Source organism: Myxococcus dinghuensis (genome assembly GCF_024198235.1).
Classification (GTDB): Bacteria; Myxococcota; Myxococcia; order Myxococcales; family Myxococcaceae; genus Myxococcus; species Myxococcus dinghuensis.
Genome location: NZ_JAKCFB010000011.1, coordinates 58,423 through 84,846 on the forward strand (window position 1 = coordinate 58,423; position 26,424 = coordinate 84,846).

The window sequence follows — 26,424 nt, forward strand, 5'->3', positions numbered from 1 at the left end:
GTTTTGAGGCGCCCGCCTGGAAGGGAGGCCCCCTACCTCCCCGCACACCTGCTCGCCGAGCCCATTCCCCGGCGCCTCGGGCGTTGCTAAGCCCACCCCATGTCCGACTGCCTCTTTTGCAAGATTAGAGATGGCCTCATCCCGGCCAAGGTCATCTACCAGGATGACGAGTGCCTGGCCTTCGAGGACATCAACCCCCAGGCCCCGACCCACGTCCTGTTCATCCCCCGCAAGCACATCCCCACGGTGAACGACATCTCCGTGGAGGACCAAGCAACGGTGGGGCACCTGTTCGTGGCGGCGGCGAAGGTGGCGAAGGAGCGCAGCCACGACAGCAACGGCTACCGGGTGGTGATGAACACCCACCGGGACGCGGGGCAGACGGTGTTCCACATCCATCTGCACCTGCTGGCGGGCCGTCCTCTCATGTGGCCGCCGGGGTGACGGTGGCTCGTCGGCCCGCCCGCCCTGGTGGAGTGGGCCGCGCCCCCGGGACATCGGGCGGGTGCTAGCGTGACGGGCACCGCCCGGTCGCATCGGCCATGCCCTTCTCCACTGAATCCACGCCCGCCAACCGCCGCGCGTACACGGTGCTCGCCTTGCTGCTCGCGGGGGTCGCCGGCGCGGTGAACGCGACGGGGTTCGTGGCGTTGGGCCTGCACACCTCGCACATGTCCGGGAACATGGCGTCGCTGGGGGAGTCGCTGGCGCTGGGGGAGCGGCGGATGGCGGTGCTGGCGGCGCAGGTGCTGCTGGCCTTCGTGGTGGGGGCGGTGACGGCGTCCGCGCTGCTGGACGCGTCCCGGCACCGCTCGCGGGGGCGGCACGTGGCCGCGCTCCTCGTCGAGACGGTGACGTTGGGAGGCATCGGGGTGATGCTCTCCACGGCGCATGGCTCGCGCGAGCCGCTCCTCATGTGGGGGCTGTCGTTCGCCATGGGGCTGCAGAACGCGCTCGTCACGCGGGTGTCCGGCGCGGTGGTGCGCACCACGCACGTCACCGGCATCCTCACGGACATCGGCATCCAGTTGGTGCAGATGGTGGCGTGGGTGCGCGACGGCGCGCGGGGCCGGGGCTTCGCGGGGCTCCTGCGCCGGGTGCGGGGGCTGCCCTCCGCCATCGAGTTCGAGCGCACGCGGCTGCACCTGGGCCTGGCGTGCGCGTTCCTCTTCGGGGCGACGTGCGGCCCGGCGCTCTACGTGCACCACGGGCCCGCGGCCCTGGGGCTGCCGTGTGTGCTGCTGCTGGTGCTCATCGGGCTGGACCTGGGCCACGCGGCGCACCGGCAGCCGAGCCCCGTGGCCCGGGGCTGAGGCGTCAGGGCTGGCCGGGCGTGGCGACGGTGGAGGGGCCGGGAGGGCCGGAGGAGGCCTCCACGTCCATCACCGACATGTCCGGACCGCCATGGCGAAGCACGCGCAGCACGCTGCTGCGGTCGTCCGTCCAGACGAAGTCCGGCTCGCCGCGCAGCCCCAGGCGGCGCACCCGCGCGGTGGCCCGGACGAAGCTGGTCCCCCAGGAGAACTCCCGGTCCGGGCTGAGGATCATCCAGTTGCTGCGCAGGGCGTCGCCCTGCGTGTCGTGGAAGACGTAGGCGGAGTGCATGCCCAGCGCGCGCGCGTGGGCGAGCGTCACCGGCACCAGGTCCAGGTGCACGTTGCTGATGTGCAGCGCCAGCACGCCGTGCCGGGCCAGGTGCTTCTTGTACAGGGCCACCGCCTCCGCCGTGAGCAGGTGCACGGGCACCGCGTCCGAGGAGAAGACGTCGAGGGCGAGCACGTCGAACTGGCCCGGCTCGCCGCGCTCCAGCTCGCGCTCCAGGGAGATGCGCGCGTCGCCCTCCACCACGTCCACCGTGGCGGGCGAGTCGCTCAAGTAGGAGAAGAAGCCGCCCTCCCCTCGCGCCAGGGAGATGACCGCGGGGTTGATTTCGTAGAAGCGGCCCCGGTCCTCCTTCTCCAGCAGCGCCGCGCTCGTGCCCACGCCCAGCCCCAGCACGCCCACGCGCAGCCCCGGCGGCAGCCCCACCACGGCGCGCAGCCGGCGCTGCTCGGCGATGGCCAGCCCCAGGCCGGACTCGCGGGTGAAGTACGTGGTGGGCCGGGGGCGCAGCTCCGGCATGACGTACTGCCAGCCGTGGGTGATGGCGCCGTGGCGCAGGCTGAAGAGGTGGCTCTGCGGCTTGCCCGCGTTCTGCTCCGTCACCCGCACCACGCCGAAGAAGTTGCGCGCGCTGAAGAGCGCCAGGTCCAGCTCGCGGTTGACGGAGGCGAACAGGTTGACCGTCACCATGACGAGCATCGCGCCGCGCAGCACCCGGCGGCCCCTCTGGCTCCACGTCTCCGCCTGCTCGCCCTTCACCATGCCCGCGAGGGCCACCGCGCAGCAGCCGCCGAGCGCCAACGGGTACTCCCAGTAGGCGCGGAAGAGGGCGGTGGCCACGCCGCTGACGAACAGCGCGCCCAGCACGCCGCCGGCGGAGACCCACAGGTAGAACGCGCTGAGGTGACGGGGCGCGGGGCGCAGCCGGTACAGCTCGCCGTGGCACACCATGCAGCCGGCGAAGAGGGACGCGGCGTAGGCCAGCAACTGGAGCGTCAGCGGGAAGTGCGGCCCCGCGGAGTGCGCGTGGGCCACCGCCGCGCCGGAGCCGATGAGCAGCACGGAGTAGACGGGGCGCGAATAGAAGGACTCGCGCGAGAAGGCGATGATGAAGGTGAGCAGGTAGACGGCCAGCGGGAGCACCCAGAGGAAGGGGCCCGCCGCGACGTCCTGTGACAGTTGGTTCGTGGTGGCCAGCAGGAGCACCGACGCGCAAGTGGCCAGCCCCAGCCACTCCAGCGTCGCGCGCAGCCCCGGGCGGGCCTGCGGGTCCACCGGAGCGACCTTGCGGGGCTCGCCTCGCGCCTCGCGGCGCATGGCCTCGAAGGCCTGCTGCTGGAGTGTCCCCACGTCCGGAGCTGACGTGCCCGCGGGGCCCGCGGGGTTTGCGTCATCCATCGCGAGCGCGCCGAGGCCCGCGCCCTCCGAGACACCCTCCGCTCGCGGACTCGCGACCTCAGCGACGGCGTCCGCCGCGCCTGCGGTGACGTGCGACAGGGCACTGCCCGCCTCCGCCGCGCCGACGTGCGACACGGCACTGCCCGCCTCTACCGAGCCGACGTGCGACAGGGCACTGCCCGCCTCCGCCGCGCCGACTTGCGACACGGCACTGCCCGCCTCCACCGCGCCGACTTGCGACACGGCACTGCCCGCCTCCGCCGCGCCGACGTGCGACACGGCACTGCCCGCCTCCGCCGCCCCGGCGGTGACGTCCGCGGAGCCACTCGAGGTCGACGCCGCGGCGCGCTCGTGCCGGAGCACGTCCACCGCGCACACGGCGCACGCCACGGCGAACAACACGAAGCCCACGCCGAAGCCCCAGGCCTGCGCGGCCCGCCCCACCCACGGCTCGACCAGGAACGGATAGCCCAGCAGCGCCAGCAGCGAACCCGTGTTGGACAACGCATACAGCGCATACGGCGAGCGTCCCGGGCGCGCCCGGGCGAACCAGGACTGGAGCAGCGGCCCCGTGGTGCTCAGCACGAAGAACGGCAACCCGATGCTGACCGCCAGCATCCCCAGCAGTCGGGGCACCGCCAGCTCCGCGCTCACCGGACGCCACTCGGGCCCGGGCGCCACCGGAGAGCCCATCCAGAGGGCCCTCGCCACCACCACCGTCACCGCCACCACGAGCAGGCCCAGGTGGACCCGCGCCTGCGCGCGCGGCGTCAGCCGGGACGCCAGCCCGTGGGAATACGCATACCCGCCCAGCAGCGCCGCCTGGAAGAAGAGCATGCACGCCGTCCAGACGCCGGGGGTGCCGCCATACCAGGGCAACGCGTAGCGCCCCGCCAACGGCTGGATGCCGAACAGGAGGAAGGCGCTGGTGAAGATGGCCAGGGCGTAGCGAAGCATGGTCGGACCAGGGCTAGATGGCGGGAGCCGGGGCGGAGGGAGAGCGCGGGGACCGGAGGGCGCGGGCGCCCGCGGCGAAGAGCGAGAGGGCCAGCGTCAGCAGCACCACCGCCACCACCCCGTTGACGCGGGACGCGGCCGAGCTGTCCGGCTGGAGCGCCTCGCGAATCTGGAGCACCAGGCTGGTGAGCGTGACGGCGCCCACGAACAACATGGGCACCAGCGCATAGATGTACGGCCGCTGCGTCCGCTTCAACCAGACACAGACGCCCAGGAGCGACAGCGACGCGAGCAGTTGGTTCGACGTCCCGAAGAGCGTCCAGAACGAGCGCCACGCTCCGGAGCCCGCGAGCAGCACGAACGCCAGCGGCACGCCGCACGTCACCGCCGTGGCCAGCACCGCCGCCACGCGCCCCTTCCGGCCCGCCAGCTCCTGGACGATGTAGCGCCCCAGCCGGGTGGACACGTCCAGCGTGTCGAACACGAAGGTGGAGAAGGCCATGGCCCCGAAGGTCGTGGCGAACACCAGGTGCTCCTTGCCCAGCACCGTCACCAGGAAGCGCCCCAGGCCCGCGCCGTACACCGCGCCGGGCGCCTTGCCGACCAGCTCCGCGCGCGACGCCACCATCACCGTCGCCAGGGCGATGACCGCCACGAAGCCCTCCAACAACATGGCCCCGTAGCCCACCGGCTTGCAGTGCGGCTCCTTGTCGATCTGCTTCGACGTCGTCCCCGAGCACACCAGCCCGTGGAACCCCGAGCAGGCGCCACAGGCGATGGTGACGAAGAGGAAGGGGAACAGCGCGCCCCCCGGTCCGGGCACGGAGAAGCCCGCGAAGGCCGGCTGCTGGATGGACAGCTCGCCGCTCAAGCCGCCGTAGAAGATGCCCACCACGCCCACCGCCAGCGCCGCGTAGAGCACGAAGCCGCCCAGGTAACCGCGCGGCTGGAGCAGCACCCAGACCGGCGTGAGCGACGCCACGAAGCAGTAGGCGAGGATGAGGACCGCCCAGCCCTTCGCGTCCAGCACCAGCAGCGTGGACATGCGCGTGCCCAGGTACACCACGCCCAGCGTGGCCGGCACGAAGACGAGCGTCTGCAACCACAGCGGCGGCTTGAGGAAGCGGTCCACCAGCCCCATCACCACCGCGAGCAGCAGGTACGCGATGGAGGCGAAGGCCACCGCGCCGCCGGGGTTGAAGCGGAAGGTGAGCCCCTCCAGCTCCGCGTCGCCGCTGACGAACGTCGCGGCGGTGGCGTCCGTGAAGGCGACGATGACGTAGATGAGCGCCACCCAGATGAAGGCCAGCATCGCCAGCCCCGCGGAGGGGCCCATGTGGCTGCGCACCACCTCCGCGATGGACACCGCGCCGTGGCGCACGCTCGCCACCAGCGTGGCGAAGTCGTGCATCGCGCCGATGAACACCGCGCCCACCGCGATCCAGAGCAGCGCGGGGAGCCACCCGAACTGCTGCGCGGCCAGGATGGGCCCCGCGATGGGCCCCGCCGCGGCGATGGCGCTGAAGTGCTGCCCCAGCAGGTAGAAGGGCTTCGTCGGCACGAAGTCCACGCCGTCACTCTTCGTGTGCGCGGGCGTCGCCGCCTCTTCGTCCAACCGGAACTGCCGGGAGATGAAGCCACCGTAGAAGCGATAGCCGAGCGCCAGGACCCCCAGGAACACCGCGGCAATCAGGGGAAGACTCATACCTGGAGGGTTCCCCGCCCGCGACTTCCGGTCAACACGCTGACGCGTGCTCCGGCGTGGACCTCGTCGACGACTCGCGTCATGGACCGGGACCTCTCGCGGTGCCCCCCGTCCACGCCCGTCATCGCTCCAACTGCTTCTTCACGTAGTCGTTGAACTTCCGGACCTTGGAGATGAGGTCCTGTGACGGCTCGCCCGGGGTCTCGTCGATCTGCTGCTCCAGGTCCTGGAACTTGTTGCAGACGAAGCCCAGGCCTTCGCAGGAGCGGCTCTTGGTGAGCAGCGCGAAGTTGGCCTTCGCCTCCTTCCACTCCCGCTTGAGCTCCGCCTGGGCCTTGCTCAACGGGGGCGCCGAGGCGGAGCGCGTCTTGGAGACGGCATTCCGCTTCGGCGTCGGGGGCTTGGGCGCGGGGGTCGCGCTCGCCAGCGGCGCCAGGAGGCTGTCGCCGTTGTCATCGTCTTCCGGAGGCGCGGCGACGGGCGCGGGCGCGTCCGTCTTCGTGGCCTCCGGAGGAGCCGCGGCCACCGCGGGCGCGGGCGGCGGGGCCGCGTCCTCCGCCACCTTCTCCGCGGTCGCCGTACCCGCGCCGGGGGCCGCCTGCGCGGGGGCCGCGCCCTGGGACGGAGGCGGCGGGGGCTCCGTCGGCGGGGGCGCGGACTCCGGCTGCGGCTGCGCGGGCGGCGGCGTGCGCGGCGGCGACTGCCCCAGCTTCTGTGCCGGCGTCGGCCCTCCGGGAACGGGCGCCAACCCCAGTTCCATGGCCAGCGCCTGACGCCACTCGGGGAAGAGCACCAGGGCGCCGGCGGCCATGGCGACCAGCAGCACGCCGCCGAGCGTCACCCACAGCGCCGTGGAGCTGCGCCGCGTCTCGCGCCGGGGCACGGTCGTGCGCCGAGTGTCCTCTCCCTGGACCTTCGACGCGGCCTGCGCGGCATTGGGCCGCACGGGCACCGACGTGCGGCGCGTCTCGTCGTGGGAGGGAATCGACACGCGGACGTCCGCGTCCTCCTCTTCCTCCTCGGCGACCCGCACGGGCGCGGACACGGGCCGCACCTGCGAGGAGCCCGTGCGCCGTCCCGAAGAGGACGGGCTCGGGACCGGCGCCATCCCGGGCGACGACGCGCGCGGCAGGCGGCGGGCCCCCGTCTTCGGACGCGAGGCGCGCTCCTCCTCCTCCACTTCGCGCAGCAGGGCTTCGTCCAGCACCACGCGGGGCTGGGTGTCGTCGTGCACGGCGCGCGACGGGCTGGCGGTCGGGCGCGGCGCCCGCGCCTCCGAGGCCTCGGGCGGGTGCGTCAGGCGCGGGTCGGTGTCCGCCTCACGCACGGCGCGGGGCTGCGTGTCCTCGTGGCGCTCCGGGCGCACGGGGCGATTGGCGCGCGGATGGGTGTCCATCTCCGCCAGGCGCATCGCCTGCTCGTCGTGCCCCATCTGCTCCGGCGTGAGCACCGGGAGGTCACCGGAGTCCCGCTCCTCGGCCTCCTCGGCGGAAGCCGCGGGTGCCTGCGAGCGCGAGGACGGGGCCCCCGCCCCCGGCACGAGCGCCTGCATCATCACCTGGCTGGTGCGAGGCGAGGCGCCGGACGTCGGCGGAGGCGCCACCGCCAGCCGCTGCTGGGTCGTCAGCGGCGCGGGTGGGGGCGGCGGGGGCGCGGGCGCGCGGGACGGCGCCGAGGGCGACACCGGACGCGACGCGGCGGCGCGCAGCTCCGGAGACGTGCGGTAGGGCTCGGCCCGGGGCTCGGTGGGCTCCACCATGGAGGCGGGCGGCTCGCCCACGTCCGTCTCGGACGTCACGTCCGGGGAGCCCAGCGCGCCGATGGGCTTGAGCTCCAGCTCCGTGGGCCGGGCGTCCAGCCCCGAGGGGCGCACGTCGCTCGTCGAGAACCGCGGCTCCGGCGCGGGCCGGTGCTCCGGCGCGGGAGGACGCGGCGCGGGCGCGGTGCCCGGGAGGAAGGCCTCCGGCGGGACGACGGCGATGGGGACCTCGCGCGTCATCGACGCCGGACGCGAGGCCGCGGAGGCCGCGGGCGGAGGCGGCGCGGCGGGACGGTCGAGGACCTCCGGCTGCACCTCCACGGAAGGCATGGTGTCGGAGTGGAGGCGCGCGGCGCGGGCGCGGGCCTCCTCCTCGAGGGCCTCCAACGGGAAGGCGGGGCGGGTGGACTCGTCGATGGGGATGCCCGGACGCGTCTCGCCGTCGTTCACCGGCCCGCCCGCCTCGCGGCTGCGGGGCGTGGGGTGGAAGGACAGCGCCTCCACCGGCCCGTCCAACCGGATGGTCTTCGCCGGCAGCATCGCGCCCGCCGGCAGCGTCGGACGGGGCCCGGACGCGCTGTCCTCCGGCTCGGCCCCCAGCGCGCGCACCTCGCCGGTGCCGTAGCCGCCCCGAGGCACCTCCTTGAGGCTGCCCAGGAGCCGGCGCTCGGACTGGAAGTCCGCGGCGAACAGGTCCCGCATGAACTTGCTGACGCTCTCCGGGCCCGCGCTGACGTCGATCTCCAGCAGGCACGCCTGGAGCCGCCCGCGGAACTCCTCCGCCGTCTGGAAGCGCTGCGTCGGGTCCACCTCCAGCGCCTTGCTCACCAGCGCCGTCACCGCGCGCGGGGTGAGCGGCTCCACCTCGTCGAGCGGCGGCACCTTGGGGTTGGCCACCATGGCCATCAGCTCGCCCGGGTGCAGGCCGTCGAAGGGGTTCTTGCCGGAGATGAGCTCGTAGAGGCAGAGCCCCACCGCGTACAGGTCGCTGCGGCGGTCCACCGGCTGGTGCCGCGCCTGCTCGGGGGACATGTAGAGGAACTTGCCCAGGATGATGCTGGGGTTCGTCTTCGCCGCCGACAGCCGGCTCTTGGCCAGGCCGAAGTCGACGACCTTCACCTCCCCCTCGTAGGAGATGAGGATGTTCTGCGGGGAGATGTCGCGGTGGACCAGCCTCAGGTCCTCGCCGTCGTCATCCTTCTTGCGGTGCGCGTAGGCGAGCGCGTCCAGCACCCGGCCCATGACGTAGAGGATGAAGGTGAGCGGCAGCGGCACCTGCCGGTCCCGCACCCGCGCGGCCACCTTGCGCAGGTCCTTTCCGTCGACGTGCTCGAGGGCCATGTAGGCCTCGCCCTCGTGCAGGCCCATGTCCAGCACCTGGGCGATGGAGCCATGGCTGAGGCGCACCAGCGTGCGTGCCTCGCCCACGAAGCGCTCCACGAAGTCGGCATCCTCGGCGAACTGCGGGAGGACCTTCTTGATGACGCAGAGCTTCTCGAAGCCCTGCGCCCCCTCCAGGCGCGCCAGGTAGATTTCGCCCATGCCCCCCGTCGCCAGGTGGGACAGGAGGGTGTACCGACCAAAGGGCTGGGGCCGGAACGGGCGCAGCCGAGCGGGTTGGTTGGAGGCGTTCATCGGGGGCGGGGGACCACCAGGGGAACGCATTGAACCCCGTCCGGCCCCAATCCATCAACCCGTCAACCGGCCGCGAGGGGTGTTCATCGCAGTCCAGGGTTGGTGAGCTGGCCTACATCCTCGTCGAGGACCTCGAAGGCGGCGACCTTGTCCTTGGGGGCGCGCACCACCCGCTCCCCCAGGGGCATGACGTCGAAGCGGGCCCCCACGGAGGCCAGGACCTTGCCCGTCAGGAGAATCTGGCCGGGGTTGCCCGTGGCGGCCAACCACCCCGCCAGCGCCGTGCCCTCCCCCACCGCCGCGTAGTCCGAGCGGACCTCCGTGCCGATCATCCCCACCAGCGCGCGGGTGGTGTGCAGCGCCATCCGCAGGTCGCACCGCTCGTCCAGGGGCTTGCGGCTCAGGGCCCGCTCCCAGTCCGAGCGCAGGGCCAGCGCGGCCCGCACGGCCCGCACGGAGTCCTCCCCCTTGACGAAGGGGACACCGAAGAGGGCCCGCATGGAGTCGCCGAGGAAGCCCTCCACCGTGGCCTCGAAGCTGTAGACGATGCCGCTGGCGCGGGCGTGGAAGTCGTTGAGCAGCTGGGTGGCCTTGGCCGCGCCGATTCGGGTGGCCAGGGCACCGAAGCCCACCAGTTCCACGTGCAGCAGGGTGACGACGCGCTCCTCCAGGCCCGGCAGCTTGCCCCCCTGCCGGAGGGCCTCCGTGACGCGCCGCTCCGCCACGTCCGGCGGGTGGAAGCGCTCCAGGGTGCGGCGCAGCCGCTCCTGGGTGGGGCCGCCGTCGCGCGGGGAGAACTTCTGCACGCCGGTGGCCACCATGTGCGCCACCGCCGAGCACGCATCCAGCATGACCTCCGTGGAGCTGTCGCCCTTGGCGGAGGTGTTGACGTAGAGCACGCCCAGGTACGGCGGCTCCGCGCCGATGGGGATGCACAGCACGTTGTCCACGCCGTAGAGGATGACGCTCTCGCGCGCGGAGAAGCGGCGGTCGTCGCGCACGTCGCCCACCGCGAGCGCGCGGCCCTGGCGCAGGGCCTCGTCGACGATGGCGTCGGAGACGGGCACCTCGCCCTTGGCCAGCTTGCCCCGGTGGCGCACGGCCGCGGGCACCATGGCGCCCGTGGGGTGCTTGAGCAGCACCACGGCGGTGGTCGCGTGGGTGCGCTCCAGCAGGCGGTCCATCGTCGTATCCAGGAAGGTGGACAGCGAGGTGGCCGTCGACAGGGCCTCCGCGATGCGGAACAGCAGCACCAGCGTCTCCTGCCCCACGCGTGGGCTGGCCGTCGCGATGGGCGTGGACGCGGAGAAGTCCTCGAAGGGCATGGGCCCGACGTTGTCGAGCAGGCGCAGCACGTCCGCGTCGCGCACGTTCTTGGCGAGCAGCACCGACGGCCCCACGTCCTGCCCGTGGCCGAAGCGCACCACCCCGCCCGCGCCCAGGTCCACCATCTCCGTGGCCGCGTTCTCCACCGTGTTCGGCTGCCGGACGGAGAGCGTGTTCTCCCCCAGCGCCACGGAGTCACCCGGGGACAACTGTCGAGAGCCCTGGAGGGGCGCGCCGTTGACGCGGCTGCCGTTGCGGCTGCCCAGGTCCTCGATCCGGAGGATGTCCGACTCGACGTAAAGGCGCGCGTGTCTGCGCGACACGAGGTCGCCGCCCAGGACGATGTCGTTCTCGTCCGCGCGGCCCAGGCTCGTCACGCCCTCCGGCAGATCGTAGGACGTGTCGAAGTAGCCGGGCCCGTTGATGATGATCTGCCACATCGAGTGCCCGACCTTACACGACTCTCCCGCTCCAACGGAGTGGGAGCCCATCCACGTGGAGCCGGTGGGGGGGTGACCCGGACTCACGGGCGCGGGCTTCCGCGCCGCGTCAAGACTGACAGTGAGACCGCTCCCTCGCAAGCACTCCCTGCCCTCAACGCGGGCGGTGGATGAAGACGGACTCTCCCTGGCGCACCGCGGTGAAGACGGTGAGGGGACGCTGGGCGGGGCCCTGGAGGACGCGGCCGTCCTGGGCGAAGCGGGAGCCGTGGCAGGGACACTCCGCGACGCCTTCGTCGGGGAGCCAATCCACCGCGCAATCACCGTGAGTGCAGATGCGCCACAGCGCGACGAAACACCCGGGGGTGACGTGGACGAGCACCACGTCGAGGAGGGCCTCGGGGAGGCGGACCTCGGCGTGGCCTCCGGGCGCGGCGAGCGCGGGGTGGTCCGACAGACGGACCTCCACCCAGCCCTCTTGCGCCGTCCCCGGAGGGGGCAGCCCGGAACAGGCGGCCCCCTCGGGAGGCGGGTCGAGCACCACGGCCTGCCGCCACTCCCCGCCGCACCCGCTTCCGAGCGCGGCGAGGGCACACCCTCCCCGCGCGAGCGCGAGGAGGGCCGAGCGGCGGTCCAGCGACGTCACGGGCTGACCCGCACCCGCACCAGCCGCTGGCCGTTCTTGTCGCTGACGCCCAGGAGCAGGTCGGACCCGAGCGCATCCATCCGGACCACGGACGTGCACTGGTCCGCGAAGGTCACGACGGCGGTGCGCTCGCCGACGGTGACCGCGTCGCCGCCGATGCCGGTGGACAGCGCGTAGCGCGACACGTCCGTGGCGACGAAGGTGAAGCTCGCGTCATAGGCGCCGCGCTGCACCGCCACGCCCGCGCCGAACGCGGAGGCCTGGTTGAAGTTGCTGCCCACGTCGAGCTGCGTCTGGTCGCCCAGCGCGACCGGCGCCCCGCCCGTGAGCGCCTGGGTGACGAGCGACGGCGCCACCGCGTGGACCACGTTCACGTAGTCCGGGCTGCGCGAGTAGCCGAGCACCGCGATGCCGTTGTCCGCCACGCTGGTGAAGCCGCTGCTGGCCGCCGCCGCGGGGAAGCTGGCCACCTTGACGGGGGTGAACGGGTTCGCGGACGTGACGAGGCCGAAGACGCCCAGTTCGCCGGAGAGCGTCCCCAGGCCCCCGCCGTTGACGAGCACCGCGCTCGTGTCGCCGGAAGCGAAGCTCGCGGCGGTGTAGTTCATGGGCGCGGCGACGTAGGTCGACGCGGCCGGCGTCTCGATGTCGTAGACGGCGAGGTGGCCCGGCGCGCCCGCGGCCGCCGTGGTGTAGCTGGCGACCAGCCGCTTGCCGTCGTTCACCAGGCCGCTGCCCACGAAGGCGTCGGGCGTGCCCTGGGCCCGGTCGGCCGCGGTGACGACGTCATGGAGCTTCGTGGTGGAGGGCTGGAGGTCGGGCCAGATGCCCAGCGAGTACAGCGCGGCGTCCTTGCCGAAGCCCTTCACCGCGTAGAGAGAGTACGTGGGGCCCGGAGACACGCCCAGCGCGGAGACGTCCGCCGGCAGCGTCACGGACTCCTGCGCCTGGAAGCCCGACTGGAGCTGGAGCGTGCCCAGCTTCGCGTCGTAGGTGGCGGTGTCGCACGGGTCGGAGCCGGCGTCGGTGCCCGCGTCCGTCCCCGCGTCGCCGGTGCCCGCGTCCGTCCCCGCGTCGTCCGTGCCCGCGTCCGGCCCTCCGGGCGTCTGGACGGGCACCGTGTCGCACTTCGCGTCGCGACACACCCACTCCTCCCCCGCGGGAGGCTGGCCGTTGTCGGCGCGGCAGTCGAAGGGGTCCACGCATTCGTCGGCGCAGCCCGTGCCGAGCATCGCCACCGCGAGGGTGGTCACCGCCAGCGAGACGGACTTCATCCAAGGTGTCACACGCGTCGTGTCTACGGTCTTCATTCGCATCCTCGTGCTGTGTTGCGGTCCTGCTCGGCGGGCCCGGTGACTCCGGACCCGCCGCTCTCCGCGGAGGGCCCCGTCCACACGAGTGGTGGAACGGGGCCCCGGCGGTGCTACTCGTCATCCACGGGCGGGCCCTACAGCGCCACGCCGTTCACCACCGCGACGCCATCCAGGTCGAAGCCCGCGGAGGTACCGGCCGAACCGTTGGTGCCCGCGTCCACGATGCGCACGAAGCGCGCTCGGGAGAGCCCCACCGTCGCCAGGTCGAAGCCATCACCTCCAGCGACGGCCGGGTCCGTGGCGCTGATGCCGTTGGCCGGGTTGGCCGTCACTGGCTTGACGCCCGCGCAGCCCGGGTAGCCGCCCGCCGCGTTGGTCGGCTCGCACGGGAACTCGAACCACGTCACGCCGTCGTCGCTGACGGAGACCCGCGCGCGCTCGGTGAAGGCCGCCGGGCCGCCCGCGATGAGGAAGGCGTTCTCGAAGACCAGCAGGTCCACGCCCGGCCCATCCATCACGGCGATGTCCGTGAAGCGCAGGATGATGGAGCCGCCCTTTCCCAGCGACAGCACGTCGAGCGAGCCGCTGTCGAGCCCCGCGCCCGTGGGAGGTCCGAGGACCACGTCCGGGAACCGGTCCTGGCCGAAGCCGGCACCGGGTCCCGGGGTGAACTGGACGACCTCGTCCGCGTAGGGGTCCGCGGGCTTGATCGACCCCGAGTCCTCCTGTCCCGAGTCCGGAACGACGGGCTGCTGCGTCTCGTCGCCACCGCAGCCCACGAGGCCCACGAGCCACGTGAGCACCATGCCGCGACGGAATGCCGTGAAGACGGTTTCGTTCATTGCGCCACCTGGAGCCGCACCAACCGCCGGCCGTTCTTGTCACTGAGGCCCACGAGCAGGTCGGACCCGAGCGACTGCATCGACACCACGGAGGTGCACTGGTCCACGTAGCCCAGCACCGGCGTGCGTGGCCCCACCGTGACGGTGCCGCTCATGGTCGGCGACAGCGCGAAGCGCGACACGTCCGTGGAGACGAAGTTGAAGTCCGCGTCGTAGGCGCCGCGGTTCACCGCCACGCCACCACCGAAGGCGCCCGCCGCGTTGAAGTCGCTCTCCACCGCGATGGGCGACTGGTCACCCAGCGCGAACGGGGTCCCCGTGGTGAGCGCCGCGGAGACGACGGACGGCGCCACGCCGTAGATGACGTTGACGAAGTCCGGGTTGTGGAAGAAGCCCAGCGCCGCGGCGCCGTTGTCCGCCACGGCGGTGAAGCCGCTGGCCGCCGCCCCGCCCGTCGGGAAGGTGGCCACGCGCACCGCGCTGAACGGCGTGGCCGACGTCAGGAGGCCGTAGATGGCCAGCCCCCCCGACGCCGTGTCGAGCCCGCCGCCGTTGACGAGGACCGCCGAGGTCGTGCCGTCGGAGAAGGCCGCGGCGGAGTAGTTCTTCGGCGCGGTGACGTAGGTCGACGACGCGGGCGTGACGGTGTCATAGGCCGCGATGGAGCCCGGCGCGCCCGACGCCCCCGTCGTGTAGCCCGCGAACAACCACGGGCCCTCGACCACCAGGTAGCCGCCCGCGTAGACCGCCGGCGTGCCGGCGCGGTCCGCGGGGGTGACCACGTCATAGAGCTTCGTGGCGGAGAGCTGGAGGTTCGGCCAGGTGCCCAGCGAGTACAGCGCCGCGTCCTTCCCGAAGCCCTGCACCGCGAAGAGCGAGTACGTCGGCCCCGGCGTCGAGCCCACGGCGGCGATGTTGGCGGGCAGCGGCGCGGCCTCGCCGACCACGAAGCCCGGCTCGAGCTCGAGCGTGCCCAGCTTCGCGTCGTACGGCGCGTTGTCGCAGGTCCGGACCCCACCGTCGTCCGGCGTGCCACCGTCGTCCGTCGGGCCGGCGTCCGGCGTGCCACCGTCGTCCGTCGGGCCGGCGTCAGGAGTCCCCGAGTCCGTCGGACCCGCGTCCGGCGTACCCGAATCCGTCGGGCCCGCGTCAGGAGTCCCCGAGTCCGTCGGGCCAGCGTCCGGCGTGCCCGAGTCCGTCGGACCGGCGTCCGGCGTCCCGGAGTCGGGCTGGGGCTGCTCGACCGGGGTGGTCTCGCACTTCTCGTCGACGCACACCCACCGCTCTCCCGCGGGGGGCTCGCCGTTGTCGGCGCGGCAGTCGAACTCGTCCACGCATTCGGGGTTGCAGCCCGTGCCGAGCAGGGCGACCGCGAAGGTGGTTGCCAGGAATGATGCGGACTTCGCCCAGGGAACCGCGCGCTTCCATCCAGCCGTCTTCATCAGCGTCCTCGTTCCTCTCCGCCCCCACGGGCGGGTAGGACTCCGGAGGGACACGGCCGAAGGCGCACCGGGCCACGACCGGGCCCGCGAAGAAGACGAACGCCTCCGCCGCCTCCCCTCGGAGGCCTCGGTGAATGTCCGTGCGTACGGCACGGGTCCTTGGCAGGTTTTCGGACTCGCAGGCGTGGGCGCGTGAGGACACCCACCTACTGGCCGTCGCTTCCCAGCCCTTTCGGGGCCAGTGCTTCTCGTGACGGCGTTCGTTCCTGCATACCGCTGCGGGGCAGTCCCGGATTCACACCGGGTTCCCTAGAGCCGCCGTGAACCCACGACGGCACCAAGAACAGGCGCCGGGATATGGCGGGTGACAGGCATTGTCAATGCCGCCAGGCTTCCACCTCAGGGCAGCGCGGTGACGTCGATGGCATTGGACACCGGGCGCCGTGGATCCAACGGGCAGGCCTCCAGCGCGGGCCCCTTCGCCAGGGGCGTGGAGGAGCCACGACGCTCGGTGAGCCGTCCGTCCCCCACCTCCACCACGAAGACGCGACCGGCGTTCGTATCCGCCAGGTACACCGCGCCCTTCGCCACCGCGAAGCGACTGGCGACGGACAGGTGGCAGCCCGCCGTCCCCACCTCGCAGCCGGGGTTCAGCGCATAGGAGGCCACCACCGCGTCGTCCTTCACGAGCACCAGCCCCGTGGCGCGCACGGACTTCGCCACGTAGCCGTTCGCCTCGTCGTAGATGGCCTCGCCCAGGCACGCCACCACGAGCTGGTCGCCCACCGCCTCCACGTAGCCCGCGTTGAGGCAGCGCTCCGCGCCCAGGTCGATGGCCGTCGCCGCGCCCGTCGCGGGGTCGATGCGCGCGAGCATTCCCGGGCCGTTGGGACGATAGCTATTGAACGGATTGAGATTGGTGAGCGCCACGTAGACGGCCGAGCGCGTCGCCACCACCGAATACGGCAACGCCATCACCACGCCGCCGTCGAAGGGCTTCAGGTCCAGCCCGGTGAGCGGAATCGTGTCCACCCTGCGAGGCTGCTCGGGCTGGGAGATGTCCACCCGCGCCACGGCGTTGCCGAACTTGAACTGGGAGCCGCCCGTCCCGAAGAGCGGGATGTAGAGCATGTCCCCGAAGCGGGCCAGCGCCTGCGGGCTGGTGTTCGCGCCCAGGTGGAGCTGCCCCACCGTGCGCAGCCCCAGCCCGTTGCCGTGCGCGGCGCCCTCGCGCTCGAGCACCTGGAGCGTGTTGTTCACCGAGTCGACGACGTAGACGTAGGGCGGGTCCACGAGGATGTCGTTGGGGGAGCCGGACGTCGCGCCCAGCGAGTCCTCCTCCACCAGCACCCCCAGGGCACCTCCCGCCGCCTGGAGCAGCTTCCCGTTCGTCATGTCCGCGGCGAGCACGAAGCCGTCCCATGACGCGAGCGCCTGCACCCCCGCGCCGAACTGCCGCCGGGGCCCGAGCTGGTCCGAGCCCGCCTGGATGCCCACGAGCTGCCCGTTGGTGAAGCAGGCCGCCACCACGTCGTAGACACACCGCCCCGCGTGACAGGACTGCACGTCCGGACACGCGTTGCCGCACGCGCCGCAGTGGAGCACGTCCGAGCCCGCGTCCACGCACGCGCCCGCGCAGCGCAGCAGCCCATCCGAGCACCCCTCCTGGCAGCGCCCCGCCTCGCACACCTGCCCCGCCGCGCAGGCCAGGCCACACGCGCCGCAGTGGGCGACGTCCGACGCCGTGTCCACGCAGGCACCACCACACGACTGGGTCCCCGCGCGACAGCCGCAGGCGCCGTCCTGGCATACCTCCGCGACACCACACGCGCTGCCACACGCGCCACAGTTCTGCGCGTCCCCCACCAGGTCCACGCAGGCGCCCTCACAGACGGACAGGCCCGCCGTACACACCGCGCCCTCGTCGGGACAGCCCGTGAGCGAGAGCGCGACCACCGACAGCAGCAACACGACCAGCGGCGGAGACTCAGCGGGGCGGGACGCGCGGGGCATGGGAATCCTCGGGGGTGGGAGGTGGGGTGGCGTCCCGGTCCAGCGACACCGCGAGCGACACGTACGCGGCGCGGCCCGGCAGCGGGAAGCCCGTGAAGTCATACGCTCGCGAGTCGAGGAGGTTCTTCACCTCGACGGAGAGCGTCAGGTCCGGCGAGCGCAGGAAGGTGCTGGAGGCCCCCACGCTCAGGAAGGTGCGCGAGGGCAGGCTGCGCGTGCCCGTGCGGTTGACGAGCTGCGAGGACTGGTAGAGCACCTCGGTCCGCGCGTTGAGCCAGTCCGGCCCCGCGCGCACGCGGCCCACCCACTTGTGCCGGGGCCGGTACGGCAGCGGCTGGTTGAAGAAGCGCGGGTCGCCCAACCGGTTCTGCGTGCGCAGCCACGTGTAGCTGCCGCTGGCGGACAACCAGGTGAAGGGCCGGGCCTCGCCCTCCAGCTCCGCGCCCCACACGCGCGCGGCGTCGAAGTTGTATGGGCGCGCCAGCATCGGCGGATACAGCTCGTAGGCGATGAGGTCCTCGTAGAGCGCCGCGAAGCCGCCCGCGGTGAAGCTCCACGCCGCGTCGTCCCGCGCGTCCGGCTGGGACGACCCCGTCACCGCCGCGTCCGCGTACAGCGCGCGCTCGGGCCGCAGCCCCGGGTTCGGAAGCAGCGTGCCCTGGCGGATGTACAGCTCCAGGAAGGACGGCGCGCGGTGCGACTGTCCCGCGTTGGCGCGCAGGCCGAAGCCCCCACCCAACGACACGGAGGCCCCCAGCTTCGGGGACACGAGCCAGTAGGGCCCCACCCGCTCCAGCCGCATCGACGGCACCACGGACACGACGCCGTCGAACAGCCGCCACTCGTCCATGGCCATGACGCTGCCGCGCCACCACGACGCGCGCTGGTCGTCGCCCGTGTTCGTGACGCCCTCCCCCGACGACGCCACCGTCAGGGTGAGCGCGTGCGCCGCGCCCAGGGAAACGCGGCCCTCCAGCTCCACGCCGCCCACCGTGTGCCGCTGCGTGCTCCCGTCGCCCGCGAGCCCGCCGGACAGGTCGAGGCCATCGCTGCGCACGTAGCCCCGCGCGCTGCCCTGCGCCCCCGCGTCGCCGAGCCCGCCGGACCAGCGCAACCCCAGCGAGAGGCGATCCAACCCCTGGCGCCCCTCCGACTGGGGGTTCTGCACCGTGCCGGGAATCGCGCGGTTCTCCAGGGCCAGCTCGGTGAGCACGTCCAGGCGCGAGCCCCCCGGCAGGCGGCGCCGGTAGCGCAGGAGCGCGCCCCCGCCTCGCGCGTCGTTGCGCGCGCGCGCCTCGGAGCTGAGGGGGTTGTCGTCCACGGCGGGGAGCTGGTCGAACTCGTAGGTGAAGTCCCCGTCCGAGCGCCCCGCGTGCACCAGCAGCAGCGCCTGTCCGTCCAGCAGCGGCCCCGTGGCGGCGACGTGGCCCAGCGCCGTGTTCCAGCTCCCGTAGGTGACCTCGCCGCTGGTTCTGAAGGTCGACGAGGGCGCGCGCGTGACGATGTTCACCGCGCCGCCCAGTCCTCCGGCGCCGTAGCGGGCGCCCGCGCCGCCCCGCAGCACCTCGAAGCGCTCCACCAGCGCGGCGGGCACCTGGGACAGGTCCGCCATGCCTCCCGCGCCGTTGAGGGGGATGCCATCCAGGAAGACGAGCACGCCGTTGGACGCGGCGCCGCGCACGACCAGGCTCTTGCTCTGCCCGTACCCGCCGGAGTCCTGCACCGCCAGCCCCGCCGAACCCACCAGCAGCTCCGCGGAGTCACGCGCCTCCCCCGTGCGCCGCGTCGCGTCGATGACGGTGATGGCGCCCGTGGGGTCCCTGCGCTCGGGCGAGTCTGGCGGCGGCGGGGCCTTGCCCCTCACCACGGTGCCGCGCGTCGGCGGCGACTCCGGGGGTGTCGCGGGGGACGGCTCGGCGGGGTCAGCGCCCGTGGCGGTGTCGGTGGACTGGGCATGCGCGAGGGGCGCGACGCCGAGCGCCAGCCAGACGAGAGACCTCGCGAGAAGGGTGCGCCGCATGCCCCGCCTTCCGCTCTCTCCATCGAAGAGAGAAGGCCAGTCGCGCGTGCCGTGGGACGGCACATCGCACCCCGGGGCAGGTCTCCTGACTCATGGGCCCTCGCCGCAGGCGCACAGCGCGTCGGGCTGCCCAATCACAGTGGCGGGACCGCGCCGGATTCGCACCGGCTTCCCTCTTGAACGCCCGACATGGGCACCCCAGGGCCGCCCCCTTCTAGGGGGTCACCCCCCGCGCGTCAAGCGCACCCCGGACGCCAGGGCCCAGGCGTGCGCGTACTGCTCGAAAGCGCTCGCCTGGAGGAAGACCAGCTCCGCGCCACCCAGGCGCAGCGTCGTCATGCTGAACAGCGGCGAGGGCCGACCGGGGACGATGAGCACCCCGTCCTGGAACGTGCCGAAGTGGCTCTCCAGGTCGGTGACGCTCCACAGCTCCGTGTGCGGCTCCGGACGGAACCGCGCGTGCTGCCGGGACACGGAGGGCTCCGACAGGACGATGTCGCAGTCCGGACTGCGCCCCACCGTCACCTCATTGCCCTGGCCGGGGCCGCGCGAGCGCAGCTCGAAGACGACGGGCTCCACGGCCCGGGGAGGGATGCGCCCGGACATCGTGGGCGGCTCCACCTTCGCCAGCGGACGCGGACGGCGCGGCATGGAGTCCCACACCAGCACGGGCCAACCGACATCCCGCATCACGCCTTCCCGGTCGTCCTGGAACTGTCGCAGCAGGGTGGGAAGGCGGTGGACCACGGTGGTTCCTCCAGCAGGGCGGGAGAGCGAGCGCAAGCTGTGCACGCTCCCGTCTGCTGTCCACCCCCATGCTCACGATTGGACGTCTTTGGCCAGAGTCCTCCAGTACCAAGGCTCACTTTCCGGAGCCGCAGGCGCTCCCCAATGCCAGCACGTCCGCGTCGTAGTGCAGCGCCAGCGTCCCCGAGGACTCGATGTGGCGCACGAAGAGGGAGCCGAAGACCTCCGCGTTGCCGCTCAGGTTCAACGTGGCGTCGGGCGCGTAGAGGTTTCCCGCGATGACGCTGCCCGCGGAGATGCCCAGCGCCCCGGTGCCCGCCACGTACACCCGGGTGCGGGCGGGTGCGTCGGGCGAACCCAGCGCAAGCGCGCCCGCGACCGTCATGTCCGCGCCGATGAACAAATCCAGTTCCCCTGGAGGGACCACCTGGATGGAGAGCCGCTCGCCGATGACGACGCCGTCGCGGACGAAGAGGGCGGTGCGCTCGCGGATGACGAGGTCCAGGCGGCCCTCGCCCTCGATGCCGGACAGGTAGAAGCGGCCGCAGGGCAGCTCCAGCGAGCGCTCGCCGGTGAAGCCTCGCAGCGTGTCCGCGTCCAGGCCGATGGCCGCGTTGTGGTTGCGCGTGGCGTGGTTGGCGATGAGGCCCGGGATGTCCATGCGCGTCGACGTGTCACACGCGCACGGCGCCACGGACGCCACCGGCTCGCGGCTCAACTGCGTGGCCTGCACGGCGCCGGACATGACGCGCCCCTCGGGGACGGCGAGCCGCCCGTCGACCTTCAACGACGCCAGGCCGACGTCGCCACGCACCCAGGCATCCCCAATCACCTCGGCGGTGACGTCGCCCGTGAGCGGGCCGCCGCTGTAGAGGAGACCTCGGACCGTCAGCGAGCGCCCCAGCCGGATGCCGTCCAGGCCGCCCGCGCTCAGCTCGCCGCCGACGTCCACCCTGTCGTTCGCGGCGAGCCCCCCGTTGGTCGCCACGCCTCCGCCCACGCCGCCCGGCGTGTACTTGCCCAACGAGCTGCGGAAGGCATCCGTGGTGAGGGAGGCGCTGAAGGCGAGCCGGTCGCACGAGCACAACGCGTGACGGAACGAGCGCTCGGCAAGGTGTCCGGTGCAGACCTTCTCGTCGGTGACGCTGGACCCCTCCAACAGCAACGGCCCGCTCGAGGCACAGAAGGCGGCGAGCTCGTCCTCCGGGTCCTCGCTGCTGCTCGTCCCGCTGTCCGGCGTGGACACCGGGCCCACGCTGCCATCCGGCGCGCCGATGATGGCCACCGGGTCTCTCACGGTGCAGGCACCGAACGGGAGACTCCCCGCCAGACAGGCCCACAGGACGAAGCGCCACGACGCGACGGAGCACGACGGCGGGAGGACGGGACTCATCGACCGGAAATCTCCCTCAGACGCGCACGCGCCGCCACCGCATGGGGCGAATCGGGGTGGTGCGACAGGAACTCCTCCAACGCCTGACGCTCTTCCGCTGCGTTCCCGAGGACACGGTGGGCCTCCGTGATGCCCTGGCGCGCTTCCTGCTCCAGCACTCCGCCCGGCCACGTCCTCAGGGCCGTCTCGAATTGACGGAGCGCGCCGCGCGCGTCGCGCAGGTGTTCCAGGCGCAGCGAGCCGGAGGCGACCCGTGCCACATACGCGGACATCGCCCGTGGCTGGGCGCGGATGACCCGTTGGTAGACGGCCTCCGCCTGCTTCCACTCGCCCGCCGCGCGGTGCGTGTTGGCCAGGCGCATGAGGTCCTCCACCTGCGCGGGAGTCGCCACGGGAGCGACCTGGGCCTCCACCGGGCCCCGCGAGCCCGCGCCACGGGCCACCGAGACCTCCGCCGAAGGGCGCGAAGCACCCTCCCTCCTGGCGCCAATCCCCGTCGAAGCCTCTGCGTCCTCCGCGTCGCGAGGAGCCCCTCCCCGCACCGAGCCCGGAACCGCTTCCACAGCGTCCGACGAGCGAGGGACCGACTCCTGCCCGGCGGGGCTCCCGGTGGGTGCCGAGGCCCGCGCTGGGGAGACGGAGCCCCCCACCCGCGCCTCGGGCCCCGGCGCGCCCTCGTCCGCGTCCGCCCCGGCCCCGTGCCGAATCCCCTCCGAAGGCGCGGACGTGTCCCCTCCACGTGCGCGGGGCGACCCACCGGAAGCGCTCGAGGCGGGCTCCCGGTGGGAGAACCACCACACGGAGGCCGCCGACCCCAGCACGAGGAGGGCGCCGCCCGTCACCAGGACCCAGGGCCACCTCCGTCGAGCCGGGCGCGGCGGTGGCGGGGCCTCCTCGAACGCGGCGAGCAGCGCGGCCTGCACCAGCGCCGCGGACTTCTGTCGGGAGATGCGGCGCGCGGGTCCCTGGCCCCCATCCAACGGTGGGAGCGCGTCCGACAGACCGCCCTCTTCATCCGGGATGTGGCTCATTCAGTCCCCCCGCCCGGCGCGTCCCCATCCTCCCCCACCAGCGCGCGCAGGGCCGCCTTGCCCAACCGCAAGCGGCTGCGAATCGTCTCGAAGGCAATGCCCAGCTCGTTCGATACCTCCACCACGCTCAAGCCAAGCACATGGTGCAGCACCATGGCATGTCGCTGCTCGTCCGGAATCCGGTCCAGCAGCATCACCACCCGCCGCCGGTGGACGTACTCGTCCGGGGGCGCGTCCTCGGACGGGACGGCCATCAGCTCCGCGGGCTCCTCGCCCCGACGCGCCTCGCTGCCTCGCGCGCGCTTGAGCCAGGCGAACGTGGTCCGGGCCACCACCCGGTCCGCCCAGGACTGGAAGCTCCCCTCCCCGCGATAGGTCGACAGCCCCCGCAACAGCGCGATGAGCGCCTCCTGGGAGATGTCCTCCACGTCCACGTCCCCCCGCACGAGGTAGCGGACCAGGTTGCGCACCCGGGGCAACAACTCCAGCAACAGCGACTCGGCGGCCTCCTTCTTCCCCTGGATGGCGGCGTGGATTCGCGGGTCCCCCCCGGGACGCGCTCGACCGATGGCTTCGGGACCCGGGCTCGTCATCGACTCCATGGAGGGAGGCCGCGGCGAAAACGGGTCATCCGAGCTCACGGCAGGACCACCAGCGACACCCCCAGCCGCGGTCGGACGGCCTGCCCCGTGTTGCGAGGGACGAAGATTCCGTTCTCGGAGTACCCGAGCACCGGCCGCCCCACCACCGTGTCCAGCGCGACGCCCACCTCCACCGCCGCCATCCGCGCGAAGCGCCACCGGAACGACGTGTCGGGTCCGACGAGCAGCGCGGGCGTGAAGCGGGGCTGCGTGGCCTCGATGCCCTGGAAGAGCGGGTCCGTGGACCGGTCGAAGACGTGGACGCCCACGCCCGCGCCCAGCCCCCACCGGAACGCGCCAGCCTCGAGCAGCGGCACGTCCGCCCACAGGCCCGCGGTGTACTGCTGCAGGTGCACGACGGTGCGCGAGTCCCGCAGCTTCGAGGGGAGTCCGGCGAGGAACTGGAGGCGGATGCGCACCCACCGCAGCTCCCAGCCGGACGCGAGCAGGATGGCCCGGTGGCCCGAACCGGCATAGCCGTCCCACGCCGTCACCCCGCCCACCAGCAGTTGCCAGTGCACCGTCGACGTGCGCCGGGCCGCGGGGGGCATGGACCACAGCTCCGGCGGGACGGGGACCTCCTCCGGCTCGGGTTCGACGGGGAGCGGCTCGGACGGCGGCGCCACGGCCGTGACGACCTCGCCCAGCGGCTTGCCGGCCTCCACGGCGCGCAGGGCGGAGCGCACCACGAGCGCCACCGCCTCCGCGCCCGCGGACCACTCCAACGTTCCGGGCCGCCCCTCCACGCGCGCGGTGCGGACGAAGAGGTGCCGCCCCCCGGGCTCCAGGAAGTGCACGCGCAGCTCCGGCCCCTCGCGCTCGAACCAGAAGACGGCGCGCGCCTGGTAGGACTCCGCGAGCGACGCCCCCGTGAGCCAGCGCTCCTGGAGTGTCCCCTGGAACGGAGGGCCCGGCATGGCACGCAACTCGACGGGCAGGTCGCTGCCCTGCCCCCGGACCCGCTCGAGCAGCGCCGCGTCCTCCTCGGAGGAGATCCTCGCCAACGCGAGCCACGACGCCGGTTCGCTCGCGCCCGCGCGGAGGCCGACGCACAGCGCGACGGCGAGCACCGCCCGGATCCACACGACGCCCCATGCCATACCGCGAAGGCTAACGTCTCGCGCGAGGGCCCGGGAAGCCCCGGGGCCTCCCGCACCCGGCTCGAACAAGCGCACGGCAAAGACGTGCTCTGTCTGCAACCATCCGGGATGCGGAGGGCTTCACGCCTTGCATTCCGGAGGGCGTGCGCGCCGGGTCAGCGCTGGGCGTTGGGCGCGGCGGCGGCGCGCAGCTCGCGGCTGACGCGCTCCGCCTCGCGGAAAACCCTGAGCAGGTTGCCGCCGAGGATCTTGTGGAGCTGCTCGCGGGTGTAGCCCCGGGCGAGCAGCGCCTCGGTGATGCGCGGCAGGTCCGCCACGGAGTCGATGCCCTCGGGGGTGGAGTTGATGCCGTCGAAGTCCGACCCCAGCCCCACGTGGTCCACGCCCGCCACCCTGGCCACGTGGTCGATGTGGTCGACGAGCGACTCGAAGGGAGGCCGCTTCACCCGCGCGGCCAGCTCACGCCCGAGCGCCGACTCCTCGCGGAAGCGCGTGGCCGCGTCCGCGTCCTTGTTCCGGGCCGCGAGCGCCTGCTGGGCGGCCTCCCGCGCCGGGGCCCCCGCCGCGTACTCCCGCCGGTACGCGTCGTCGATGAACATGGAGAAGAAGTTCACCATGACGACGCCCCCGTTGGCGGCCACGGCCTTGAGCATCTCGTCCGTCATGTTGCGCGGATGGTCCGTGAGCGCGCGCGCCGACGAGTGCGACGCGATGACCGGCGCCTTCGTCACCTTCAACGTGTCGAAGAACGTCTTGTCGGACACGTGGGAGATGTCGACGAGCATGCCCAGCCGGTTCATCTCCCGCACGACGTCCCGCCCGAAGTCGGTGAGGCCGTCGTGGTGCTTCACCTTCTCGTCCTGGAGGTCGCCGGACGAGTCGGCCCACCCATGGGTGTTGGACCACGTCAGGGTCATGTACCGCACGCCGAGCCGGTAGAAGTCGCGCAGCACGCCCAGGTCGTCCTGGATGGCGTGCCCGCCCTCGACCCCCATCAGCGCCGCGAGCTTCTTCTGCTTGCCGGTGCGCGCCGCCACGATGTCCTTCGAGGACAGGGCCAGCACCAGCTGGTCCGGGTGCCGCTCCACCGCCGTCAGCACCGCGTCGATGAGCCGCAGCGCGCGGTGGGTCTCCTGCCCGGCGAACGCCTTGGGCTCCACCCAGATGGAGAAGAACGCCGCGCCCAGGTTGCCGGCGCGCGCGCGGGGCAGGTCCAGGTGGCCCACGTCGCCGGCGGGCGGGGCCGCCAGGTCGAAGCCCTCCTCCAGCATGCGCAGCGGCGTGTCCACGTGCGTGTCGATGACGAGCGCGGACTCGTGGATGGCGCGCGCCTTCGCGGACACGGGCGTGGACGGGGGGGGCGCGGCGAGGACGGGGGCGCCGAACACCAGCATCGCGGCGAGGACGGAGCGGTTCACGCGGGGACCTCGGGGGGGAGGAAGTCCGGGGACTCTCCCACGACCCCCGCCGGGCTTGAAGCCAGGGCTGGCCCCGGGGCGACGCGGGGCCCTCTCACCGCGCGGAAGCCGGGTGTGCGTCCGCGCCCGTCCCCGCGCGTGGACGGCTTCGCGCGCCGTGTACGCCAACCTGCGCCGCGCTCCGAGGAGGACGCCGCTGGCACGGCGACTGCTCAAGCCCGGGACAGACCTCAGGCGGTCGAGCCGACGAGGCGGTCGCGCCGTGGTGGCGCGAGGCGGAGTGTGGAGGTGGCTGATGCTGATGGCGGGGAAGCGGCTGGCGGTGTTCTCCATTCGCGAGGGCAAGGGCGGGAGCATCTGGGTCCGGGCGGGGAGCGCCTTCGTCAACAAGGATGGCTCGCTGAACGTGCTGCTCGACGTGCTGCCGCTGGACGGCAAGCTGCACGTGCGCGAGGCGGCGGAGAAGCGGGAGACGCCCGGCGCGGGCGGGCGGTACGCGGGGGAGCTGGGGCTGGACGCGGTGCCGGCGGGGGGCCATTCGTGAGGGCGGTCTGGGTGGCGCTGGCGCTGCTCTCCCTGACGACCCCGGGCCTCGCGGACGCGGCGCGGCTGCGCACACAGTACTCGGGGGTGGTGAACCTCAACGACGCGACGGCGGCCCAGTTGGACTTGCTGCCGGGCGTCGGAGAGAAGGCGGCGCAGCGCATCATCGAGCAGCGCACGCGGCGGCGCTTCCAGCGGGTGGAGGAGCTGGTGCGGGTGAAGGGCTTCGGCAAGAAGCGCTTCCTCAAGCTCAAGCCCCACCTGTCGCTGGACGGCCCCACCACGCTGAAGGTGGAGCAGGTGCTCCCGCCTCCCGCCGAGGGAAAGGAGGTGGTGGCCACGAACCGATGAAAAGCCTGGATTGAACCCTTCGGAAAGAGGGGCGCCGCCCGCTCGGACGACCTCCGCGGCGGGTGGCGCTCCGTGGGTGCCCGGGAAGCGACCAGGCGGGAT

20 protein-coding genes and 2 riboswitches are annotated in these 26,424 nt (G+C 73.0%); of the genes, 4 read left to right on the forward strand and 16 right to left on the reverse strand.

The annotated features are described in order from the left end of the window. Nucleotides 1–99: 99 nt before the first annotated feature. Nucleotides 100–444, forward strand: coding sequence for a histidine triad nucleotide-binding protein (locus tag LZ198_RS16985; protein WP_253973027.1), 345 nt, complete (start codon nucleotides 100–102; stop codon nucleotides 442–444). Between the two features lie 98 nt (nucleotides 445–542). Next, nucleotides 543–1,313 carry a YoaK family protein gene (locus LZ198_RS16990; protein WP_253973028.1) on the forward strand — a complete coding sequence of 257 codons (771 nt, stop codon included), beginning with the start codon at nucleotides 543–545 and terminating at the stop codon, nucleotides 1,311–1,313. A 4-nt stretch (nucleotides 1,314–1,317) separates the two neighbouring features. Here LZ198_RS16990 and LZ198_RS16995 read toward each other — a convergent pair whose 3' ends face one another. From LZ198_RS16995 to LZ198_RS17070, 16 genes are all read right to left on the reverse strand, one after another. Further along, nucleotides 1,318–3,957 carry a ferrichrome ABC transporter permease gene (locus LZ198_RS16995; protein ID WP_253973029.1) on the reverse strand — a complete coding sequence of 880 codons (2,640 nt, stop codon included), beginning with the start codon at nucleotides 3,955–3,957 and terminating at the stop codon, nucleotides 1,318–1,320. A gap of 13 nt (nucleotides 3,958–3,970) precedes the next feature. After that, nucleotides 3,971–5,662: a carbon starvation CstA family protein gene (locus LZ198_RS17000; protein WP_253973030.1), complete on the reverse strand. Its 1,692-nt coding sequence runs from the start codon at nucleotides 5,660–5,662 to the stop codon at nucleotides 3,971–3,973. Between the two features lie 121 nt (nucleotides 5,663–5,783). Then, on the reverse strand, nucleotides 5,784–9,056 hold the full coding sequence (locus tag LZ198_RS17005; protein WP_253973031.1) for a serine/threonine-protein kinase: 3,273 nt from the start codon (nucleotides 9,054–9,056) through the stop codon (nucleotides 5,784–5,786). Between the two features lie 83 nt (nucleotides 9,057–9,139). Next, nucleotides 9,140–10,822, reverse strand: coding sequence for an FHA domain-containing protein (locus LZ198_RS17010; RefSeq protein ID WP_253973032.1), 1,683 nt, complete (start codon nucleotides 10,820–10,822; stop codon nucleotides 9,140–9,142). 154 nt (nucleotides 10,823–10,976) lie between these two features. After that, the gene (locus LZ198_RS17015; protein ID WP_253973033.1) at nucleotides 10,977–11,468 is read right to left on the reverse strand and encodes a QcrA and Rieske domain-containing protein; all 492 of its coding nucleotides are present in this window, start codon (nucleotides 11,466–11,468) and stop codon (nucleotides 10,977–10,979) included. Further along, nucleotides 11,465–12,778, reverse strand: a complete 1,314-nt coding sequence (locus LZ198_RS17020; RefSeq protein WP_253973034.1) for a hypothetical protein — start codon at nucleotides 12,776–12,778, stop codon at nucleotides 11,465–11,467. The genes LZ198_RS17015 and LZ198_RS17020 overlap by 4 nt, the downstream gene beginning before the upstream one ends. A gap of 137 nt (nucleotides 12,779–12,915) precedes the next feature. After that, nucleotides 12,916–13,623: a cell surface protein gene (locus LZ198_RS17025; RefSeq protein ID WP_253973035.1), complete on the reverse strand. Its 708-nt coding sequence runs from the start codon at nucleotides 13,621–13,623 to the stop codon at nucleotides 12,916–12,918. After that, nucleotides 13,620–15,065, reverse strand: a complete 1,446-nt coding sequence (locus LZ198_RS17030; RefSeq protein ID WP_253973036.1) for a hypothetical protein — start codon at nucleotides 15,063–15,065, stop codon at nucleotides 13,620–13,622. Before LZ198_RS17030 ends, LZ198_RS17025 begins: the two co-directional genes overlap by 4 nt. A 144-nt stretch (nucleotides 15,066–15,209) precedes the next feature. Next, a riboswitch (cobalamin riboswitch) is annotated at nucleotides 15,210–15,422 on the reverse strand. Nucleotides 15,423–15,464: 42 nt separating this feature from the next. Next, a complete protein-coding gene (locus LZ198_RS17035) occupies nucleotides 15,465–17,078 on the reverse strand; it encodes an MXAN_6577-like cysteine-rich protein (RefSeq protein ID WP_253973037.1) in 1,614 nt (537 codons plus the stop codon). Continuing rightward, entirely contained in the window at nucleotides 17,053–19,098 is a 2,046-nt protein-coding gene (locus tag LZ198_RS17040) for a TonB-dependent receptor plug domain-containing protein (RefSeq protein WP_253973038.1), read from the reverse strand. Before LZ198_RS17040 ends, LZ198_RS17035 begins: the two co-directional genes overlap by 26 nt. A gap of 58 nt (nucleotides 19,099–19,156) precedes the next feature. Continuing rightward, a riboswitch (cobalamin riboswitch) is annotated at nucleotides 19,157–19,315 on the reverse strand. Nucleotides 19,316–19,320: 5 nt separating this feature from the next. Next, nucleotides 19,321–19,845: an FHA domain-containing protein gene (locus tag LZ198_RS17045; protein WP_253973039.1), complete on the reverse strand. Its 525-nt coding sequence runs from the start codon at nucleotides 19,843–19,845 to the stop codon at nucleotides 19,321–19,323. Nucleotides 19,846–19,960: 115 nt separating this feature from the next. Beyond that, the gene (locus LZ198_RS17050) at nucleotides 19,961–21,238 is read right to left on the reverse strand and encodes a DUF7305 domain-containing protein (protein WP_253973040.1); all 1,278 of its coding nucleotides are present in this window, start codon (nucleotides 21,236–21,238) and stop codon (nucleotides 19,961–19,963) included. Continuing rightward, nucleotides 21,235–22,269, reverse strand: coding sequence for a tetratricopeptide repeat protein (locus LZ198_RS17055; protein ID WP_253973041.1), 1,035 nt, complete (start codon nucleotides 22,267–22,269; stop codon nucleotides 21,235–21,237). Before LZ198_RS17055 ends, LZ198_RS17050 begins: the two co-directional genes overlap by 4 nt. Beyond that, nucleotides 22,266–22,862: an RNA polymerase sigma factor gene (locus LZ198_RS17060; RefSeq protein WP_253973042.1), complete on the reverse strand. Its 597-nt coding sequence runs from the start codon at nucleotides 22,860–22,862 to the stop codon at nucleotides 22,266–22,268. The genes LZ198_RS17055 and LZ198_RS17060 overlap by 4 nt, the downstream gene beginning before the upstream one ends. Before the next feature lie 44 nt (nucleotides 22,863–22,906). Next, complete coding sequence (locus LZ198_RS17065; protein ID WP_253973043.1) at nucleotides 22,907–24,010, reverse strand: hypothetical protein; 1,104 nt, start codon at nucleotides 24,008–24,010, stop codon at nucleotides 22,907–22,909. Nucleotides 24,011–24,165: 155 nt separating this feature from the next. Then, nucleotides 24,166–25,428, reverse strand: a complete 1,263-nt coding sequence (locus tag LZ198_RS17070; RefSeq protein WP_253973044.1) for a dipeptidase — start codon at nucleotides 25,426–25,428, stop codon at nucleotides 24,166–24,168. A 295-nt stretch (nucleotides 25,429–25,723) separates the two neighbouring features. On the opposite strand from LZ198_RS17070, the gene LZ198_RS17075 reads away from it, so the two are divergent. Next, nucleotides 25,724–25,972: a hypothetical protein gene (locus LZ198_RS17075; RefSeq protein ID WP_253973045.1), complete on the forward strand. Its 249-nt coding sequence runs from the start codon at nucleotides 25,724–25,726 to the stop codon at nucleotides 25,970–25,972. Then, nucleotides 25,969–26,322, forward strand: coding sequence for a ComEA family DNA-binding protein (locus LZ198_RS17080; RefSeq protein WP_253973046.1), 354 nt, complete (start codon nucleotides 25,969–25,971; stop codon nucleotides 26,320–26,322). Before LZ198_RS17075 ends, LZ198_RS17080 begins: the two co-directional genes overlap by 4 nt. The last annotated feature ends 102 nt before the right edge of the window (nucleotides 26,323–26,424 follow it).